Origin of the sequence: Ruthenibacterium intestinale (assembly GCF_040096265.1) — a bacterium.
In the GTDB taxonomy this organism is placed as follows: domain Bacteria; phylum Bacillota; class Clostridia; order Oscillospirales; family Ruminococcaceae; genus Ruthenibacterium; species Ruthenibacterium komagatae.
Genome location: NZ_JBBMFA010000096.1, coordinates 15,007 through 32,823 on the forward strand (window position 1 = coordinate 15,007; position 17,817 = coordinate 32,823).

15 protein-coding genes, 1 tRNA gene and 1 pseudogene are annotated in these 17,817 nt (G+C 54.1%); 9 read left to right on the forward strand and 8 right to left on the reverse strand.

What is annotated here, in order from left to right:
* Positions 1 to 88 precede the first annotated feature (88 nt).
* The 3 genes from WMO24_RS10145 to WMO24_RS10155 are packed head-to-tail and all read left to right on the forward strand — an operon-like array spanning position 89 to position 2,671.
* A complete protein-coding gene (locus tag WMO24_RS10145) occupies positions 89 to 757 on the forward strand; it encodes an aspartate/glutamate racemase family protein (protein WP_349216328.1) in 669 nt (222 codons plus the stop codon).
* The gene (locus WMO24_RS10150; protein WP_349216329.1) at positions 754 to 2,043 is read left to right on the forward strand and encodes a four-carbon acid sugar kinase family protein; all 1,290 of its coding nucleotides are present in this window, start codon (positions 754 to 756) and stop codon (positions 2,041 to 2,043) included. Before WMO24_RS10145 ends, WMO24_RS10150 begins: the two co-directional genes overlap by 4 nt.
* Positions 2,033 to 2,671, forward strand: a complete 639-nt coding sequence (locus tag WMO24_RS10155) for a class II aldolase/adducin family protein (protein WP_349216330.1) — start codon at positions 2,033 to 2,035, stop codon at positions 2,669 to 2,671. Before WMO24_RS10150 ends, WMO24_RS10155 begins: the two co-directional genes overlap by 11 nt.
* A 39-nt stretch (positions 2,672 to 2,710) precedes the next feature.
* Here WMO24_RS10155 and WMO24_RS10160 read toward each other — a convergent pair whose 3' ends face one another.
* The 6 genes from WMO24_RS10160 to WMO24_RS10185 form a co-directional block, all read right to left on the reverse strand.
* Complete coding sequence (locus WMO24_RS10160) at positions 2,711 to 3,391, reverse strand: LrgB family protein (protein WP_349216331.1); 681 nt, start codon at positions 3,389 to 3,391, stop codon at positions 2,711 to 2,713.
* The gene (locus WMO24_RS10165; protein WP_349216332.1) at positions 3,388 to 3,756 is read right to left on the reverse strand and encodes a CidA/LrgA family protein; all 369 of its coding nucleotides are present in this window, start codon (positions 3,754 to 3,756) and stop codon (positions 3,388 to 3,390) included. The genes WMO24_RS10160 and WMO24_RS10165 overlap by 4 nt, the downstream gene beginning before the upstream one ends.
* Before the next feature lie 117 nt (positions 3,757 to 3,873).
* Entirely contained in the window at positions 3,874 to 4,956 is a 1,083-nt protein-coding gene (gene leuB / locus WMO24_RS10170; RefSeq protein ID WP_349216333.1) for a 3-isopropylmalate dehydrogenase, read from the reverse strand.
* 21 nt (positions 4,957 to 4,977) lie between these two features.
* Positions 4,978 to 5,454, reverse strand: a complete 477-nt coding sequence (gene leuD, locus WMO24_RS10175; protein WP_349216334.1) for a 3-isopropylmalate dehydratase small subunit — start codon at positions 5,452 to 5,454, stop codon at positions 4,978 to 4,980.
* A complete protein-coding gene (leuC, locus tag WMO24_RS10180; RefSeq protein ID WP_349216335.1) occupies positions 5,454 to 6,722 on the reverse strand; it encodes a 3-isopropylmalate dehydratase large subunit in 1,269 nt (422 codons plus the stop codon). The genes leuD and leuC overlap by 1 nt, the downstream gene beginning before the upstream one ends.
* A 3-nt stretch (positions 6,723 to 6,725) precedes the next feature.
* Positions 6,726 to 8,387 (reverse strand): 2-isopropylmalate synthase, encoded by a 1,662-nt coding sequence (locus tag WMO24_RS10185; protein WP_349216387.1) that lies wholly within the window; start codon positions 8,385 to 8,387, stop codon positions 6,726 to 6,728.
* Positions 8,388 to 8,827: 440 nt separating this feature from the next.
* Between WMO24_RS10185 and WMO24_RS10190 the strand changes: the two genes are divergently transcribed.
* Positions 8,828 to 8,904: transfer RNA gene (locus tag WMO24_RS10190), tRNA-Arg, on the forward strand.
* 123 nt (positions 8,905 to 9,027) lie between these two features.
* On the opposite strand, the gene WMO24_RS10195 is transcribed toward WMO24_RS10190, so the two are convergent.
* Both WMO24_RS10195 and WMO24_RS10200 read right to left on the reverse strand, forming a co-directional pair.
* Positions 9,028 to 9,828: an alpha/beta hydrolase gene (locus WMO24_RS10195; RefSeq protein ID WP_349216336.1), complete on the reverse strand. Its 801-nt coding sequence runs from the start codon at positions 9,826 to 9,828 to the stop codon at positions 9,028 to 9,030.
* 82 nt (positions 9,829 to 9,910) lie between these two features.
* Entirely contained in the window at positions 9,911 to 11,269 is a 1,359-nt protein-coding gene (locus tag WMO24_RS10200; protein ID WP_349216337.1) for an amino acid permease, read from the reverse strand.
* Positions 11,270 to 11,510: 241 nt separating this feature from the next.
* Between WMO24_RS10200 and WMO24_RS10205 the strand changes: the two genes are divergently transcribed.
* The 5 genes and pseudogenes from WMO24_RS10205 (at position 11,511) to WMO24_RS10220 (ending at position 17,208) form a co-directional block, all read left to right on the forward strand.
* A complete protein-coding gene (locus WMO24_RS10205) occupies positions 11,511 to 11,714 on the forward strand; it encodes a hypothetical protein (protein ID WP_349216338.1) in 204 nt (67 codons plus the stop codon).
* A gap of 138 nt (positions 11,715 to 11,852) precedes the next feature.
* Positions 11,853 to 13,403: an amidohydrolase gene (locus WMO24_RS10210; RefSeq protein ID WP_349216339.1), complete on the forward strand. Its 1,551-nt coding sequence runs from the start codon at positions 11,853 to 11,855 to the stop codon at positions 13,401 to 13,403.
* Between the two features lie 103 nt (positions 13,404 to 13,506).
* Positions 13,507 to 15,042 (forward strand): RecQ family ATP-dependent DNA helicase, encoded by a 1,536-nt coding sequence (locus WMO24_RS10215; RefSeq protein WP_349216340.1) that lies wholly within the window; start codon positions 13,507 to 13,509, stop codon positions 15,040 to 15,042.
* Positions 15,043 to 16,166: 1,124 nt separating this feature from the next.
* Positions 16,167 to 16,403, forward strand: a pseudogene (locus tag WMO24_RS15805) (LPD23 domain-containing protein); the annotation flags it as partial.
* A 631-nt stretch (positions 16,404 to 17,034) separates the two neighbouring features.
* Positions 17,035 to 17,208, forward strand: a complete 174-nt coding sequence (locus WMO24_RS10220; protein WP_349216341.1) for a hypothetical protein — start codon at positions 17,035 to 17,037, stop codon at positions 17,206 to 17,208.
* The last annotated feature ends 609 nt before the right edge of the window (positions 17,209 to 17,817 follow it).

A 17,817-nucleotide genomic window follows, 5' to 3' on the forward strand; every position in this document is an offset into this window, starting at 1 on the left:
CGACAGCCATTTTTGTTTTCGGGCATTGAAAATTCCCGGAAAGAATGCTATCGTTTTTAACAGAGATACAGAAAGGACGGAGCAAAGTATGAAAATTGCGGTGATTCACACGACGCCGGCAACGATCGCCAGCCTGGGCGATCTGATTCGCAGCGAGATTCCGAATGCAGAGGTGTTCAACCTTCTGGATGATTCCATTTTGCCGGATATGAACGGGGGATACCGGGTCGATTGGGTGCGGGAACGCTGGCTGGAATATGCCCAAATTGCCCGCAAAAACGGCGCGCAGGCTATCCTCAGCGCCTGTTCCACCGTGGGCGAATTTGCTCAGGAGGCCAATGAAATGCTGGATATTCCGGTGTATCGCATCGACGAGGCAATGGCGTGCGAGGCAGTGCGGCGCGGCGGCGTCATCTGCGTGTTTGCCACGTTGGCAAGCACTCTGGAGCCGACTGCGCGTCTTTTAAAACGGCTGTCGCAAAAGCAAACCCAATTCTGCGAGATTCGCACTGTTCTGGTAGAGGGCGCTTACGATGCATTGATGCAAGGAGACCGTGCGCTGCATGACGAAAAAATCCGCCGGGCGCTGGCAGAGCAGGGGGCACAGGCAAATGTGATCGTACTGGCGCAGGCATCCATGGCCAGTGCAGCTGACGGCCTTCCGGATGAAATCTGTGCCCAAGTGCTTACCAGTCCGCGATTGGGCATTGAAAAATTGAGAGATGATCTGGCCGCATTGGATGGTGAAAAACGATGAAGAGAGTGCTGGTGGCGGCAGACGATATCACTGGTGCGGATGACATTGGACTGATGTATTATAACAGCGGCCATCCGTCGGTTTTATACCCCTTTCCAAGCGCGCAGCAGGCCTGCTTCGGCGATTGTTCCAAGCTGGTTGTGGATACGGATTCGCGCTTTGTAAAGCCTGATGAGGCATACCGGAGAGTGTATGAGGTCGTCCGGAGATTTGCGGGGCAGGCGGACCAGTTTTTTTCCAAACAGTGTTCGGTATTCCGCGGAAACATTGGCGCTGAGTTTGACGCAATGCTGGACGCAACAGGAGAGCCGTTTGCCCCTGTGGTATTGGGGTTCCCCGACAATGGCCGCACCACGTTGGACGGGATCCATTATGTATATGGAGTAAAGCTGGAAGAATCTCAGTTTCGAAACGATCCGGTCAATCCCATGCGAGAGTCTGACCTGGTAAAAATTTTGTCCGCACAAACAAAGCGTCCGGTCTGTTCGGTGAGCTGGCGCGAATACGAGAAAAGCGATGAATCTCTGGTCCGCATTCTGCAGGAGAAAAAGAAGCAGGGCGGATACGCCATTTTTGATGTGCGCAACAACCGGGACCTTGAACGGCTGGCTGCTGTGCTGGAGAATGAGCGTGTGATTTGCGGGAGCTCTGCCATTGCATATTATCTGGGAATGCGGGAGCCGGCGGAAGCAAACACTGAAGGATTGGAAACATGCCGAGCGGGAGAGAAGGTGCTCTGCCTGGCGGGCAGCCTTACGCCGCAGACAGCTGCCCAGATCGCTTTTGCAGAGGCCACAGGCTGTCCGGTTTTGACGTTGGGGACAACGGAACTGTTTGATTCTGCGCGCAGAGAAAAGGAAATGGAACGGCTCCGCGAGGCGTATCGAGAGCACCGGAACAGTGAAATGGTCGTTCTTCGAACCTGCTCTGAACCGGAGCAGATTCGAAGAACAAAGGAACTGGCTGCGGAACGGGGCATCAGCGCACCGGCGGCAGCGACAGCGGTCTCCGATGCGCTGGCCGGGCTGGCCTATGCACTGGCACAGGAAGATGGCGTGCGAAACATCATTGTCTGCGGCGGAGACACTTCCGCTTCCTTTTGTCGCCGCTTTCAGGTGGGCGGTATGCGGGTCGGGCCCCAAATCGAGCCGGGAGTATCCGTATGCACATCTTTGGAACGAAGCGACCTTCGCTTTGTTCTGAAATCGGGCAGCTTTGGGTCAGAAACATTTTTGGAAAAGGCGAAAAACAAGCTTTTACAGGGGGAACACAATCATGCTGTATGAGGCGCAGCGGAAAGAACTGGCGGACTGGTGCCGGCGCATTTATGAGCGCGGCCTGGTCTTTGCAAGTGACGGCAATTTCAGTATGCGTATGCCGGACGGGGCATTTTTGATCACGCCCTCCAAACGGAATAAAGGTTTTTTGCACGCGGAAGACCTGCTGGTGGTGGCGGCAGACGGCCATGTGCTTGAGGGCGGCGTTCCTTCTTCGGAGTTTCCCATGCATCGGCATATTTATGAAACGCGGCCGGAAATCCAGGTGGTGCTTCACTCCCATCCGCCGTTTTCCACGGCCTTCGCCTCGGCGGGCCGGGCTGTTCCGGAAAATTATTTTGTGGAGGCGCCACTGTTTTTGGGAACGGTGCCCGTGACGGAGTTTGCAGTACCCGGCACATCAGAGATGGTTCGGGCAATCGAGCCCTATACCAGGCAGACCAACAATCTTTTGATGAAAAATCATGGCGCGCTGGTCTGGGACAAAAATCTGGAAGCCGCCTATAACCGTCTGGAAGTGTTGGAGGCGGTATGCCGGATGGCATATTATACCGAGGCTCTGGGCGGGGCAGACGTGATTCTGCCCGATCAGATGGAGCGTCTGCGGCAGGCAAAACAAAAGAAAGACAAAACTTAAAAAACGGAGTCGCTTCTCGTGTGAGAGCGACTCCGTTTTTTATAAAAAGATGGTGATCACAACGGAAATCAAACCGCAGACGCCAATGGCGATGCTGCTCATGGCACCTTGAAGCTCGCCCATTTCACGGGCTTTAATGGTTCCAAGCGCATGGCTGCAGGCGCCGGTGGCGAGCCCCTGAGCCACCGGGTCCTGAATGCGGAACCAGCGGGCAAACAAAGGGGCGCACAGAGATCCGGTCAAGCCGGCAATCATCACGCAAGCCGCGGCAATGGCGGCAAGGCCGCCGTGACTTTCCGCAATGCTGACAGCAATCGGAGTGGTGCAGCTTTTGGGCATCATGGCGGCAGTTACCGCATCATCTACGCCGAACAGATGGCACAGCCCCAGCACGCTGAAAATACTGGTCAGGCTGCCGGCGGTGCATCCCAGAAGAACCGGCAGGAAATATTGCTTTAAAACTGCATACTGGTTGTAAATGCCCAGTGCCAGCACAGCGGTCACCGGCCCCAGCATCATGTTGATGATGTCGCCGCCCTTGGAAAAATCTTCGTAGGGAATTTGGAACAGACACAGAACGGCAATGCACAGTGCCGTGGAGATCAAAAGAGGATTGGCCAAAGGAGAACGGGTTTTTATCTGAACCCAGCGCCCCAGAAGAAATGTGGCAATGCACAGAACGATGCCGAACAGTGGAGATGTTGTCATGGCCTGAATCATTCCCGAGGCCCTCCTTTCTTTTGCAAAAGCCGCATGGTCAGCTGAACGACATGGCCGGTGACCAGAAAGACCAGCGGTGTGGTAAAGATGCAAATCAGCAGAATCGGAAGCAGATTCTGCATCAGCGCGTCTTTGTATTTCAAAATGCTGACACAGGCGGGCACAAAAAACAGCGCCATATTGTCCAGCAAAAATTCGGATTTTTCCCGGATGTGATCCGGATGCAACACCTTTGTGGCCAGCAGAACAAACAGAAGAACCATGCTCAGCACACTGGCGGGAAAGGGGAACGGCAAAATTGCCGAAATGCCTTCGGCAGCAAGGCAGATGGCAAATACCACACAAATTTGTTCAATGATCTTCATTTCCAGGCCTCCCTTTTGACAAGCCCTTTTATTATAGCACATTTGAGGCGCTTTGAAGAGCAAAATATATAAAAACGTCCCGGCTTTTAAACCGGGACGTTTGAAAAACACCTTGTTTCAGGTCTGGGCGGAGATCGCTGCGGCAATGGCGTCGCCCATGGCGCGGCATCCCACCAGCGTGCAGCCGTCGGCCATGCTGTCGGCGGTGCGCAATCCCTGATCCAGCACCTGTGCCACAGCGGCTTCCACTGCGTCGGCCTCCCGGCACAGATCAAAGGAGTACCGCAGCATCATGGCAGCGGAGAGAATGGTTCCGATAGGATTGGCTTTGTCCTGTCCCGCAATGTCGGGGGCGGAACCGTGAATCGGCTCGTACAGACCACGGGTGCCGTCACCCAGGCTGGCAGAGGGAATCATACCGATGCTGCCGGTAATCATGCTGGCTTCATCTGTAAGAATGTCTCCAAACATATTTTCCGTGACCATCACGTCAAACTGTGCGGGATTTTTGACGATCTGCATGGCGGCGTTGTCCACCAGCATGTTGGAAAACGCCACATCGGGATGCTCTGCGGCCACCTGACCGGCCACTTTGCGCCAGAGCCGGCTGGTATCCAGTACGTTGGCTTTGTCCACACTGGTGACACAGCTGCGTCTCTTTTTCGCAATTTCCATGGCCACCTGAACAATGCGCCGGATCTCGTGCTCGGCGTAGGGCATAACGTCGGTGGCAACCAATTCGCCGTCGACTTCTTCTGTTTTGTGCTCCCCGAAATACACGCCGCCAATCAGTTCGCGCACCACTACGAAATCAATGCCTTTCTCCACGATTTCTCTGCGCAGCGGGCTTGCATCTGCCAGCTGAGGGAACAGGCGGGCAGGGCGTAAATTGGCATAGAGGCCCATGGCTTTTCGAATGCCCAGCAATCCTTTTTCCGGGCGGATATCGCCGGGCAGACCGTCCCACTTGGGACCGCCCACCGCGCCCAGCAGTACGCTGTCTGCGTCCAGACAGGCGTCGATCGTCTCCTGCGGCAGCGGGGTTCCGTGCTGGTCGATGGCAATGCCGCCAATGTCCATGCACTGATAGGCAAAGTGGTGCCCGTAGGTCTCGGCCACTGCTTCCAGAACTTTCAGCGCCTCATTGACGATTTCCGGGCCGATGCCGTCTCCTTTTAAAACAGTAATGCGTTTGCGCATAACAAACCTCCTGTGGGGCGATTATTTCAGCGAATTCAAAAGTCCGCCTTTGTTTACAATGTTCTGAATGAAGGGGGGAAGGGGCTGCGCCTGATAGGTTTTGCCGGTGGTGATGTTGGTGATCAGGCCGGTATCAAAATCCACGCACACTTCATCGCCGTCGGAAATGCCGTTGCTGGCGGCTTCGCATTCAAAAATGGGAAGACCGATGTTGATGGCATTGCGGTAGAAAATACGGGCATAGGTCTTCGCGATCACGCAGGCAATGCCGCTCTCCTTAATGGCGATGGGGGCGTGTTCCCGGGAAGAGCCGCAGCCAAAGTTCCAGCCGGCCACCATGATATCTCCCGCATGCATTTTTTTGCGGAAGTCAGGATCAATGTCTTCCATGCAATGGGCAGCCAGTTCGGCGTGATTGGCGGTGTTCAGATAACGGGCCGGAATGATGACGTCTGTATCCACGTTGTCCGGGTATTTATGTACGGTTCCCTGTACCATTACATTACCTCCTCAGGATTGGCAATTTTGCCCGCCAGCGCACTGGCGGCCGCGACCGCCGGGCTGGCGAGATAGACCTCGCTGGTGGGATGGCCCATGCGGCCTACAAAGTTGCGGTTGGTGGTGGCGACACAGCGCTCTTCTTCCGCAAGAATTCCCATGTAGCCGCCCAGGCAGGGGCCGCAGGTGGGAGTGGACACGACACAGCCGGCGTCGATGAAGGTGTCAATGTATCCCAGCCGGATGCAGTCTTTGTATACCTGCTGTGTGGCGGGAATCACGATCGCACGGATATTTTTTGCAACTTTCCGGCCCTTCAGAATGGCGGCTGCGGCAGCCATATCGGACAGACGGCCGTTGGTGCAGCTGCCGATGACCACCTGATCGATGGCTACATTCAAAGCAGCTGCCTCGTCAATGGTCTTGGTGTTTTCCGGAAGGTGCGGGAAAGCCACTGTAGGACGAATGGATGACAGATCGATTTCAATGACTTTCTCATATTCTGCATCGGGATCGGGAGCATAGGTGACGCCCGGATGCTGCTCCCGTCCGTTCAGATAAGCACGGGTCACGTCGTCCACTTCAAAAATGCCATTCTTGGCGCCCGCCTCAATGGCCATATTGGCCATGCAAAGCCGGTCGTCCATGCTCAGAGAAGCAAGACCGGGTCCGCCGAATTCCATGCTCTTGTACAGCGCTCCGTCTACACCGATCTGACCGATGATATGCAGGATCACATCTTTTCCGCTGGCGCAGCCCTGCAGGCTTCCGGTCAGCTGAAAGCGAATGGCAGAAGGAACCTTGAACCAGCACTGACCGGTGGCCATGCCTGCTGCCATATCGGTAGAGCCTACCCCGGTGGAAAACGCACCCAGCGCGCCATAGGTGCAGGTGTGGCTGTCCGCACCGATCACGCAGTCGCCGGCAGTGACAAGTCCTTTTTCGGGCAGAAGAGCATGCTCGATTCCCATGTTGCCCACATCGTAGAAATTGAGAATGTCGTATTTGTTGGCAAAGTTACGGCTCTGCTTGGTCTGCTGCGCAGCCTTGATATCCTTGTTGGGCGCGAAATGATCCATTACCAGACTGATTTTGGTTCGGTCAAACACCGAGGAGAAGCCTGCTTTTTCAAACTCATTGATGGCAACCGGGCTGGTGATGTCGTTGCCCAGAACCATGTCCAATTTGGCCATGATCAGCTGTCCCGGCTCCACTTTGTCCAATCCGGCGTGTGCGGCCAGAATTTTCTGCGTCATTGTCATGCCCATGGGTCATGCCTCCTTGTGATTGTTGATGGCGCTGGCCAGAGCTTTCACGCTGGCCATAATAATGTCGGTGTGCTGACCGGCACCCCAGCTGACCGAGCCGTCGGTCCATTCCAGCCCTACGTATGCCACCGCGTGGCTGGTGGAGCCGGTCTCAAGCGCATGCTCTTTGTATGTCAGGATGGAGAAATCGCGGTCGGAGCCATGATGAATCGCATTGGTGACCGCATCCAGACGGCCATTGCCACGGCCGGTGTATTCTACGGTGATGTCGCCCTCTTTCACGCTGACCATGGCGTATACACCCTCTTTTTGGATGTAATGGACATCCGTAATGGCAAAGGGCGCTTCTTTGTTGAGAAATTCGTTTTCGAAAATACCATAGATGTCTTTGGGGGAAAGTTCTTTATGCAGATGATCGGAAACATCTTTGACGGCATATCCCAGGCGTTCCCGCATTTTCGGCGGCAAATCGTAGCCGTAGTTCTGTTCCAGAATGTACACGATACCGCCTTTGCCCGACTGGCTGTTGATGCGGATAACATCTGTCTCGTACTCGCGTCCCACGTCGTGCGGGTCGATGGGCAGATAGGGAACGGTCCACTCGTACAGGTTCTTTTCTTCACGCCATTTCATGCCTTTGGCGATGGCGTCCTGATGACTGCCGGAGAAGGCGGCGAAGACCAGCGCGCCCGCATAGGGGGTGCGGTCGTACACATGCATGCGGGTTACTTTTTCGTATTCCTCCACAATGGCCGGCATGTTGGAAAAGTCCAGCTTCGGGTCTACGCCCAGGCTGTACATGTTCATGGCCACGGTGATAATATCCACATTGCCGGTGCGCTCTCCGTTGCCGAACAGAGTGCCTTCCACGCGGTCAGCTCCGGCCAGAAGGCCCATTTCGGTGTCAGCAACGCCGCAGCCGCGGTCATTGTGCGGGTGCAGAGACAGAATCACATTTTCACGGTACTTCAGGTTGTCGTTCATGTACTCGATCTGGTTGGCATAAATATGGCTCATGCTCATGGCCACTGTCACCGGCAGATTGATGATGACGGGTTTTTCTTTGGTCGGCTCCAATACATCCAGAACGGCGTTGCAAACTTCCAGTGCGTACTCGGGTTCCGTGCCGGTAAAGCTTTCAGGGCTGTACTCAAAGCGGAAATTACCTTCGTATTCGCTGGCCAGCTGTTTGACGAGCTTGGCTCCGTCCGTAGCGATCTTTTTGATCTCTTCTTTGGACTTTTTGAATACCTGTTCCCGCTGTGCCACGCTGGTGGAATTGTAAAAATGAACAATGGCACTGGGGGCGCCTTTCAGTGCGTCAAATGTTTTGCGGATGATGTGGTCGCGGCACTGTGTCAGCACCTGAACGGTCACATCATCGGGAATCAGGTTTTGTTCGATCAATGCCCGCAGAAATTCATATTCGGTTTCGCTGGCTGCGGGGAATCCGACTTCGATTTCTTTGAAACCGAGTTTGACGAGAAACTGGAAAAAGTCCAGTTTCTCCGCAAGCGTCATGGGAACGATCAGGCTTTGGTTTCCATCGCGCAGATCGACACTGCACCAAATCGGTGCTTTTTCAATGTGGTCTTTTTTAGCCCAGCGCATTTCGCAATGGGGCGGGGGATAATACCCGGGATGATACTTTTTTACGTGTTCCATCATAGTACATACACTCCTTTGCTGGATGGGCTGAGAGGTAATAAAAAAAACGCCTCTCAGCCGACGATTCGGCTAAGAGACGGAGACATCACATCTTCGCGGTACCACTCTTATTGCTGCGGGAAGCAGCCACCTTAGTGCCATCAGCCAACGTTGGCGAACAGCCTGACCTGATAACGGCGTCAAACCCGGTGCAGCCTACTGGAAGAAGCCTTCGTTCAGTGCACTGCTCAGGGGCCAGTGGCGACACTCCCGGTACTGCCTTGCACCTTCCGGCAGCTCTCTAAAACGCGGTTTCGTGTGCGGACTCCCCGTCACTGCATTTGAAATATTGTTTATATCATAAACAATAAAGGCCTTTTTGTCAAGCATTTTTCAATCGGACTTGAAATTTTTGCAGGTGCATTTTATAATAGAAAAGCGTTCAAAATGTACAAGATGTTTCCGTAGCTCAGCTGGATAGAGCGACCGCCTCCTAAGCGGTAGGCCGGGTGTTCGAATCACCTCGGGAACACCACTCGCCGAAAGCATTCCATTGGCTTTCGGCGAATTTTTTTGTCCTGCTGTCGCGGTCGCATGATTTCAAAAATAGGGAAGTAGTTGAAAAAAGAGGAGCGGTCAGCCCGCTCCTCTTTCTGGTTTAATAGATGGGACTTTCATTGAGATCCAAGCCGCAGAAGAATTGGAATGCACGCTGAATCGCCACATCCCAGAAAGGCCAGGCATGATCGCCCGCCCATTCCAGATAAGTATGACCGTAACCAGCCTCCCGGGCGGCATCGCGGAAGCGAAGGTTGTCTTCATAGAGAAAATCCTCTGTTCCGCAGATTTGAATCAGGCGGGGGCGATCCGGATTGGTGGCTTCCTGGCGCATCAAATAAAAGAGATCGTCCAGCGGGGCGGGCTCCTGGCCCGCGCCATGCAGCGCATCTACTTCCTGCGGGAGTACATCCGGAAGTTCTTCCGCGCGGGTGCGTTTTACCCATGCGGGATAATCCATTACGCCGGAAAGACTGGCGCAGGCGGCATACTGCTCAGGTCGGCGCAAAGCAATTTTGGTCGCACCGTAGCCGCCCATGCTTTCGCCGGCAATAAAGGTGAATTCGCGCTCAGTTGGCAGGTTGAACCACTGCGCGCAAATCGCGGGCAATTCGTCTGCCACATAGCCGAAATAATCGGGACCGTAAGCTGCGGAGCAGTAAAAACTGCGCTGCACTTCGGGCATGATAATAATAAAATTATACTTTTTGGCGTAGTATTCAATTTTAGAAAAGCGTGTCCACTCTCCAGCGTTGGCAGATAACCCATGCAGAAGATAAAGAACGCGGGGCTTGCCCTCCCAAAGAGGAGTGACATCATTGGAAACATCCGGGAAGATAACGTTCACCTGCGTGGTCATTCGAAGTTTCTGTGAATAAAAGTCACCACGAAAAAGGCCCATGGGAAAACTCTCCTTTACAAAAGAAAATCGCCGCCGCCGTTGCCGGCGGCGGCGATTTTGCTTGTTTTTTTACAAAATGCGCTTATTTAGCGGAGTTTTTGTTCTGGCGCTCCATCAAGTAGTAAGCGGGCAGACCGGTACCGACTGCAACAACCGCAGCGATGATGCTGGGGATAGCAGACCAGATAAAGGTGGAGTAAATCAGGGTGGCAGTCATGGCCATGGCGATCACGGGCATCACATAGCCGCCGGGCATTTTGTAAGTGGGTTTGTAGTGCGCTTTGCGGCGCAGAACGAAGATCGTGCCGAAGGTCAGGAAGTTTTTCAGCAAAGCAATCACAGTGAAGTAACCCAGCAGATCAGACAGGCTGGACGCGAAAATCAGAACGATGGCGACCATGCACTGAACAACAATGGAGAACGCCGGGGTCTGATATTTGGGATGAACCTGACCAAACTGTTTGAAGAACAGGCCGTCACGAGCCATTGCATACTCGATGCGCGGCTGGAACATGATGCAGCTGGACAGAGAACCGATTACAACGATGATAGCCATGATGGCGACCACAACGTCAGCGCCCTGACCAATGACGGGAATTTTGGAAGCCAGCAACGCGATAGGAGCGTCGGAAGCAGCCAGCTCGTCAATGGTCAGCAGGCCGGAAGCGACGAAGGTCAGGCCAACATACAGAGCCAGCACGATCAGAGCAGTCAGAATCAGGCCGCGGGGCATGTTCTTCTCAGGCTCTTTGATCTCACCGGACATGTAGCAGGCAGCGCCCATGCCGTCGAAAGACCAGGTCGTTGCAGAAATACCTGCCAGCAGAGCAGTGATGCCGGTAGCGGAAGCGCCGGCCAGCGGAGTGGAAGACAGCAGAGTGGAGCTATCCATAAAGAACAGACCCACACCGATGATCAAAACAAAGGGCAGAATTTTCAGCGCGGTGATGATCGTCTGGAATTTACCGCCGCCCTCTACGCTGCGCAGATGTACGACCATGAAAATCAGGACGAATACAGTAGCCACGATTTTCAGGACGATGCCGTGCATGGGCAGGAAGTAAGCCAGATAGTTCACGATGGCCAGAGCCATGATGGAGATAGAGGGAGGGTCAGTGGCCCAGAAGCTGACCCAGCCGCACAGGAATGCCAGCGGACGAGATCCGGCTTCACGGAAATAGACGTACTGGCCGCCGTCCTCGGGGAACGCAGAAGCCAATTCAGCATAGCAGAAGTTGGCAGGAACCTGCAGAAGGCCACCGATCAGGAACGCCAGCACCAGGAACAGGCTGCTGCTGGCCGCATTGGCAACTTCCGAAAGAGACGAGAAAATGCCGGAACCAACGGTGGTTCCAACACCCAGAGCAATGACAGCGCCAAGCCCTAATTTACGTCCCAACTCGTTGTTGGCTACGGCAGTGGATTTTTCAGGATTTGACATGATGATTCTCCTTTCCTAACCATTGCAGCTTCACAAATAACTACAATGGCGATCCTTGCTGGAATAAAAATGAGGGAAATACATAACACACCAGGTTTTTTATACCACTTCATGCATATCTTAGCATAGCGCACAAAAATAATCAATCAAAAAAGGCGAATGTAAGAGGTTTTAAAGCATTTTCAGCGTTGTGTCAGAAAACCGGAAAGCAGGTTTGTGGATTGTCCAATAAAAATTGTGCATGAATGGTATAAAAAAAGCTCGTTTGGTAGACCAAATTTTCTTTGGGACGATTGGAAAACAGCCAACTTGTATAACTTGGGTTTTGAAAAATGAGCCACTTTTCGGCATACTGAATCAGGATTTGAAAAAAATCTGTACCATCATCCAAAAAAGAAAAAAACAGTGTTTTTTTATTGCAGAGAACACAAAAAATGTGTTATAGTGTAACAGAATTTCAAGCACGTTGCTTGAAGAAAACATAACACACAGGGTTTCAGCCGCTTTACACAGCCAGGTGATACGGTGCGCCGCCACTTCATTCGACGCGCCGTGCTTCTTAAAAGCAAGGAGTGATGTGAGCATGAGTGAATATGCGCAGATTCTGCTGAAATCCAATAGTATTTTTGATGGTACCGGAGCCGACCCGTTTGCCGGGTACGTAGCTGTTGCCAATGGCAAAGTGCTGCAGGTGGGAAAAGGTGAACCTGCGTCGGAATGGATTGGAGAAGATACCACCGTTTATGAACTGGGCGACAAAACTGTTTGCCCCGGTTTTGCGGACGCACACACATTTTTTACCGGCTGGTCTCTTAATTATGTGGGCGTAGATCTGTCTGCTGCCACAAGCAGCGAGGAAATTGCCCGTGCTGCTTTGGCTTATGCGGATACGCTGTCGGAAGATCGACCTGTTTGGGGCCATGGATGGAATCCCGCTGTGCCCAACGGCGGCCCGGAAGAATTGGACCGCACGTTCCCGCAGCGTCCGGCGGTCTTGTTTGCGCAGGGCGCCGAGACGTTCTGGATGAACAGCGCGGCGATTCAGCGTTATGGCTTTGACAACAGCGCAGACTGCAATGAAGTGTTCTGGAAACTGATGGAAGAGATTCTGGACGATCATGCGTTCAGCGCACCGCTGTTTGATAAGTATATGCAGATGTTGAACAGCCGTGGCATTACTTCTGTCAAGGAGATCGGTTATGATACCTTCAGCTCCTTTACGGATGTTTTAGAGGAAAAGGAAAAATCCGGCAAGATGACGCTCCGCGTGAGTTTTATGAGCCAACCTGTAAAAGAAGGCGCCAATCTGGAATACGGCAAAGCCATGCGCGACCGTTTCAAGGGCCCCTTTGTTCAGTTCTCCGGCTTCAATCGCATGACGGATGGCTCCATCAGCCAGATGAATGGTTTCCTGAAACAACCGTATCTCTGTGCGCCGGATACGGTTTGTGCGCAGGACATTGATTGGGCGCAGATTGAGGACGAGGTGCTTCGCGCAGACCGGGAAGGCTTCCGCTTTTCGCTGAACGCCCAGGGAGATGCTGCTGTGGCACGTGTACTGGATATTTATGATAAGTGCCGCAAAACGGATGACGGAAAAGTGTATAACCGCCACGCGGTGACCGAAGCTGAATTCAGCGACCCGCAGGATCTGGAACGCATGGGCCGCATGGGCGTGATTTGTGAGTTCTATCCGCAGATTCAGGCCATTGCGGACTATGCCGGAAAAGTGGGAATGATCGAGGAGAAGCTGGGCGCAGAGCGCGGAAAAGGCTACTGGAACCGCCGGAAAATGGCGGACAGCGGCGTGCGCTTGTGCTGCGGCACAGATCTGCCTTTGGTCATTGATGACATTCCTCAATCCTTGTATCATAGCGTGACCGGGAAATTCCCCGAGGGCGGCGAACCTTTCCATCCGGAAAACACCTTGACGGTAAAGGAAGTTCTGATGGCGTGGACCAGCGGCGGTGCTTACGATTTTTATCGTGAAAACCAGACAGGAACGCTGGAAGCCGGCAAGCAAGCTGATATTGCTGTGCTGAGCGACAACGTCTTTACCCGTTCCATGGATACGATCCGGGATATGAAGGTTACTTTGACACTGGTAGACGGACGCGTGGTCTACGAGGCGTAAAATGAAAAAGTCCGGGCTTTCAAAGAAAGCCCGGACTTTTTTGTTTACACGGTCAGGTGTTTAGGGTTATACTGGGAGAAGTCTGCGCGTAAGGAGGGATGGCATGGAACCGAAATTGGTACAGAAGAAATATGAAATCCTGCGTCAGGTGTTTGGCTATGACCAGTTTCGTCCGGGACAGGAAGAAGTGGTGGACAGCCTGCTGGAAGGACAGGACGTACTGGCGGTGATGCCCACAGGCGCAGGAAAATCGATTTGTTATCAGCTGCCTGCTCTTTTGCGTCAGGGGGTGGCGGTGGTGGTCTCTCCGCTGATTTCTCTGATGAAGGACCAGGTTCAGTCCCTGCTGCAAATGGGGGTGCGGGCGGCTTACATCAACAGCTCTCTCTCCGAAGCGCAATGCCGCAAGGCACTGGCCAATGCCGCATCCGGAATGTACAAAATTGTGTATGTCGCGCCGGAGCGTTTGCTGACACCGGGCTTTCTTTGGTTTGCCGAACAGGTGCAGATTTCTCTTCTGTGTGTGGACGAAGCGCACTGTGTGTCGCAGTGGGGGCAGGATTTTCGCCCCAGCTATCTGCAAATTCCCGAGTTTTTGCGCCGCCAGCCTGGAAAAATTCCGGTGGGCGCCTTTACAGCCACGGCTACTCAGAAAGTGCGGCAAGATATTTGCCGTATGTTGGAACTGCGGCAGCCTTTGGAATTGACCACCGGGTTCGACAGACCGAATCTCTATTTCGAAGTGCAGGTGTTGGAAGAAAAAGAAAAATATGAAGTGCTTCGTGACTATTTGCGCCGCCACTCAGATACGAGTGGAATCGTTTATTGCTCCACGCGGAAAAAGGTGGATTTGGTCTACAGCCGTTTGGAAGCAGATGGATTTCACCCGGCGCGATATCACGCAGGCCTCGATGCGCAAACACGTCAGGAGGCACAGGATGATTTCCTGTTTGACCGGGTGCGTGTTATGGTGGCGACCAATGCGTTTGGAATGGGAATCGACAAATCCAATGTGGCGTTTGTGATTCATTACAACATGCCACTGGATTTGGAAAGTTATTATCAGGAAGCCGGACGCGCAGGGCGCGATGGCCAGCCGGCAGATTGTATTTTGCTTTACTCTCCGGGCGATGTGCGCACAGGAAACTTTTTGATTGATAACACAGACGAGCCGGTGGCTCCCGGAGAAACGGAAGATAACCACCGGGAACTTCAGCGCGAGCGTTTGCGGAAAATGACTTTTTACTGCCACAGCCGGTTTTGTCTGCGGGGCGAATTGCTGCGCTATTTCGGCCAGCGCACCTGGAAACCTTGCAGCAATTGTTCGGTATGCTGCCCGCAGCAGCAAAAAGCATCCCCCGTGCAGTTGATGGCACGACGCGCGCAACAGCAGACTGTTTGGGGAGAACGGGATCTGGATGCGGCCCTGCTGACCCGTTTGAAGGAAATGTGCCTGACACTGGCCAAGCGGCAGGGAGTTCCTGCATTTGTGGTGTTCACAGATGCCACTCTGCGTGAAATTTGCGCACGCCGCCCCCAGACGGAAGAAGAATTGATGCGTGTGCCGGGAATCGGTGTGCGAAAATGCCAGCAGTACGGCAGAGAAATGCTCAAAGTTTTGTGTGACTGGGCAACTTGAAGGCGATGGCAAAGGTGAACCCCAAGGGCCTGCGGGACGTTGTGCTGAACTTTGGAAAAAGCCTCGCGGTGGAAGGCAGCGAGGAAGCCATGACAGAAGCGGCCAACATTGTGGCGGATGCCATTATTATGGGGGACGTGTCCGATTACAATATCGCCAAAAACGCCTGGATGGAAGCAGGAAGCAGCGAAGACGAGGCCGAAAAACAGGCGCTGAAGGAACTGATCGTGCGTGTGGCCATGGCGGGCGCGGGCGGCATGATTATGGGCGCCGGAACCAGTGGTGCAGGCATGGCGTACAGCGCCGCAAATACGTATAACACCGGTCGCCAAATCAATCAAAGCGGAAATCTGGGAGAATTGATCGGGCAGGGACTGAGCACGGATGCTACCAGCGAGGCTTATACACAGGCGGCGCAGCTGGCCCAAAAGCAGCTGGAAGGTGCACGCATCGGCAATTATGAGACGGGCAGGCTGGCCAACGAACTGGCAATGTGGCGGAATGCAGATGGCGTATTTATGCCGCCGCTGCCGCAAAATGAGGCACAGACACCGGGTGTATTCCATCAGGCGGCGCAGCAGCGCGCCCTGGAAGAGGCGAAGGTGACAGAAGAGGAACTGAGAGCCATTGACCGCATGGCATCGGACAAAGGGCTGAATGTAGAGTATGTGTACGACACGGCAAGCGGTGTGGATGGATTCATACAGGGCAACACCATTACAGTAAACCTTGCCAGCGACAGCGCGAGCTTTGGCACAGCGGTGCATGAGATCGGGCACAGCATGCGGCAGGCGAACGAGGAACAGTATGTAAAATTCCAAAACGCGGTGCTGCGGATGGCCGAGCAGGATGCGGCCCTGAACGACTATGCAAACAAAGTGCGCAGCATGTACACGGCGCAGAGCAGCCCGGCATTGAAAAGTCTTTTGAACGAGGACGGAACGGTGAATAGCGCGGCGCTGGAAGAAGAAGTGACCCTGAAGCTGGCGGAGCAGATCGTGAGTGACCCGCAAAAGCTGACCGAGGCGGTGAGCGGAGACCGCGGGCTGATGGCGACATTTCTTGATTTTGTGCGGGGAATCAAAAACAGCATCGCTATCAAGCTGACAAACAGCCAGAAAGCGATGCTGGACGAAGCGGAGCGGACGCTGGTGAACCTGCTGCGGGGCGAGGCCGGGAACGTTGACGGGACAAGGTACAGTTACATCGGTGAAGGCGCGCAGCTGACAAGCCTGCAGCAAAGCACGCTGGAAACCGCCAAGCAACTGGAACAAAGCGGAGAAGATGCGGAAGCCATCCGCCGGAAAACCGGCTGGTTCCGAAGCATGGACGGTAAGTGGCGCACGGAACTGGACGACAGCACAGCACGGCTGAGCTGGAGCGTGGAAGACGGCGAAGCACGGCTGGGGGATGTGCTGGAGCACCCGGCGCTGTTCCGCGCACATCCGGAACTTGCAGAAGTGCGGCTGCGCACCGGGAATCTGCCGGACCGCGCGAGAGGAAAGTTTGATAGACAGAGCAATACCATCCTTTTGAACGAAAAGCTGGCGGGACAGCCGGAATCTGTTCTGCTGCATGAAATTCAGCATGCGATTCAGAAAAGCGAGGGCTTTGCGAGAGGGAGCAGCACGGAAAACGGCAAATGGCACGTTCTTTTGGATGCGTACCGGCAAGTGAAGGACACGCCGCAGTACCAACAGCTGCAAACGCCGGATGAGCGGCAGGACTATATTGAACGCGTGTTTGATGTGTTGGCGCAGCCGACGCTGGAACAGGCGGGGTTTAGACGATACCGCCGTGCGGCCGGAGAGACCGAGGCGCGGGACACCGCAAACAAAGCGGACTATAGCGCCGCCCAGAGGGCGCTGACCCGGCCGGACTTGCGCGGGGAAGCTAGGTACAGTGAACGGGGCTACCCACAAGCATTTGACATGCTGCGGGAAATGGGCTATTCTGAAAGCAAAATCCAGGAAATGATGAGAGGTTTTCAGAATGGAACAGAAGAAAGCAGAGGAGCAGAAGAATTTGGAAATCTGCGAGGAAGAACAGAAGCAGACGGAAGAATCGGAAGAAGGTATCACTCTGCCGGGGCAAGAGAGAGGGGTAGAGGGATTCAAGAAACTTATCGAACTGTTAGGCATTCCGGATCCCGATTGGGTGGAATAACCCAAGGTGCGGAGCAGGACAGCGGGCAAACATTTGAAAGGGAAAGTCTGAACATCCCCTATAGCCTGCCGGACGGGCGGAGCCTGCGCGAATACCTGAACGAGCAGTACAGGGGCGAGCCGATCACCTGGACGAATGCGACAATGGGAAAGCGGATGCAGATGGTGCAGACGGAAAACGGAGCGGCCTTCCCGCCGACGAACGCAGAAGAGCCTGCGGCGGCTGTGCCCGGAGCGATGACGGAAGAAGCTGCCCGGAGCAAAGCGCCTGACCGTATGCAGAGCACGGAGCAGGAGGATGCCGCGTGGGAGCAATACATGCCGAACGGATGGCAGAACCTGCCCATTGAACAGCAAATCGCGCTGTCGGAGCGGGCGCAAAAACGCGCAGAGCAAGCGGCACAAAGCCGGGCGGTTCGTACCCAAGCCATGGATGCGGCTGAAAAAGAAAACGAGGATATCCATCAAATCCTCTCCAAGCGGCTCCAATTGCCGCAGGCGGTTTCTGACGATACCCTCGTATCTAATGATAGTATACAAAATCAGCAGGAAAATGCAAGTGGGACGGGAGAATCCCCGGCCGACGCTGCGCCTGTAAATCAGGCGGAAA

What these genes read in the sequence shown, in the direction of transcription:
- WMO24_RS10145 (WP_349216328.1), top strand. Translation starts at nt 89, where the DNA reads ATGAAAATTGCGGTGATTCACACGACGCCGGCAACGATCGCCAGCCTG.
- WMO24_RS10150 (WP_349216329.1), top strand. Translation starts at nt 754, where the DNA reads ATGAAGAGAGTGCTGGTGGCGGCAGACGATATCACTGGTGCGGATGAC.
- WMO24_RS10155 (WP_349216330.1), top strand. Translation starts at nt 2,033, where the DNA reads ATGCTGTATGAGGCGCAGCGGAAAGAACTGGCGGACTGGTGCCGGCGC.
- WMO24_RS10160 (WP_349216331.1), bottom strand. Translation starts at nt 3,391, where the DNA reads ATGATTCAGGCCATGACAACATCTCCACTGTTCGGCATCGTTCTGTGC.
- WMO24_RS10165 (WP_349216332.1), bottom strand. Translation starts at nt 3,756, where the DNA reads ATGAAGATCATTGAACAAATTTGTGTGGTATTTGCCATCTGCCTTGCT.
- leuB (WP_349216333.1), bottom strand. Translation starts at nt 4,956, where the DNA reads ATGCGCAAACGCATTACTGTTTTAAAAGGAGACGGCATCGGCCCGGAA.
- leuD (WP_349216334.1), bottom strand. Translation starts at nt 5,454, where the DNA reads ATGGTACAGGGAACCGTACATAAATACCCGGACAACGTGGATACAGAC.
- leuC (WP_349216335.1), bottom strand. Translation starts at nt 6,722, where the DNA reads ATGGGCATGACAATGACGCAGAAAATTCTGGCCGCACACGCCGGATTG.
- WMO24_RS10185 (WP_349216387.1), bottom strand. Translation starts at nt 8,387, where the DNA reads ATGGAACACGTAAAAAAGTATCATCCCGGGTATTATCCCCCGCCCCAT.
- WMO24_RS10195 (WP_349216336.1), bottom strand. Translation starts at nt 9,828, where the DNA reads ATGGGCCTTTTTCGTGGTGACTTTTATTCACAGAAACTTCGAATGACC.
- WMO24_RS10200 (WP_349216337.1), bottom strand. Translation starts at nt 11,269, where the DNA reads ATGTCAAATCCTGAAAAATCCACTGCCGTAGCCAACAACGAGTTGGGA.
- WMO24_RS10205 (WP_349216338.1), top strand. Translation starts at nt 11,511, where the DNA reads ATGAATGGTATAAAAAAAGCTCGTTTGGTAGACCAAATTTTCTTTGGG.
- WMO24_RS10210 (WP_349216339.1), top strand. Translation starts at nt 11,853, where the DNA reads ATGAGTGAATATGCGCAGATTCTGCTGAAATCCAATAGTATTTTTGAT.
- WMO24_RS10215 (WP_349216340.1), top strand. Translation starts at nt 13,507, where the DNA reads ATGGAACCGAAATTGGTACAGAAGAAATATGAAATCCTGCGTCAGGTG.
- WMO24_RS10220 (WP_349216341.1), top strand. Translation starts at nt 17,035, where the DNA reads ATGGAACAGAAGAAAGCAGAGGAGCAGAAGAATTTGGAAATCTGCGAG.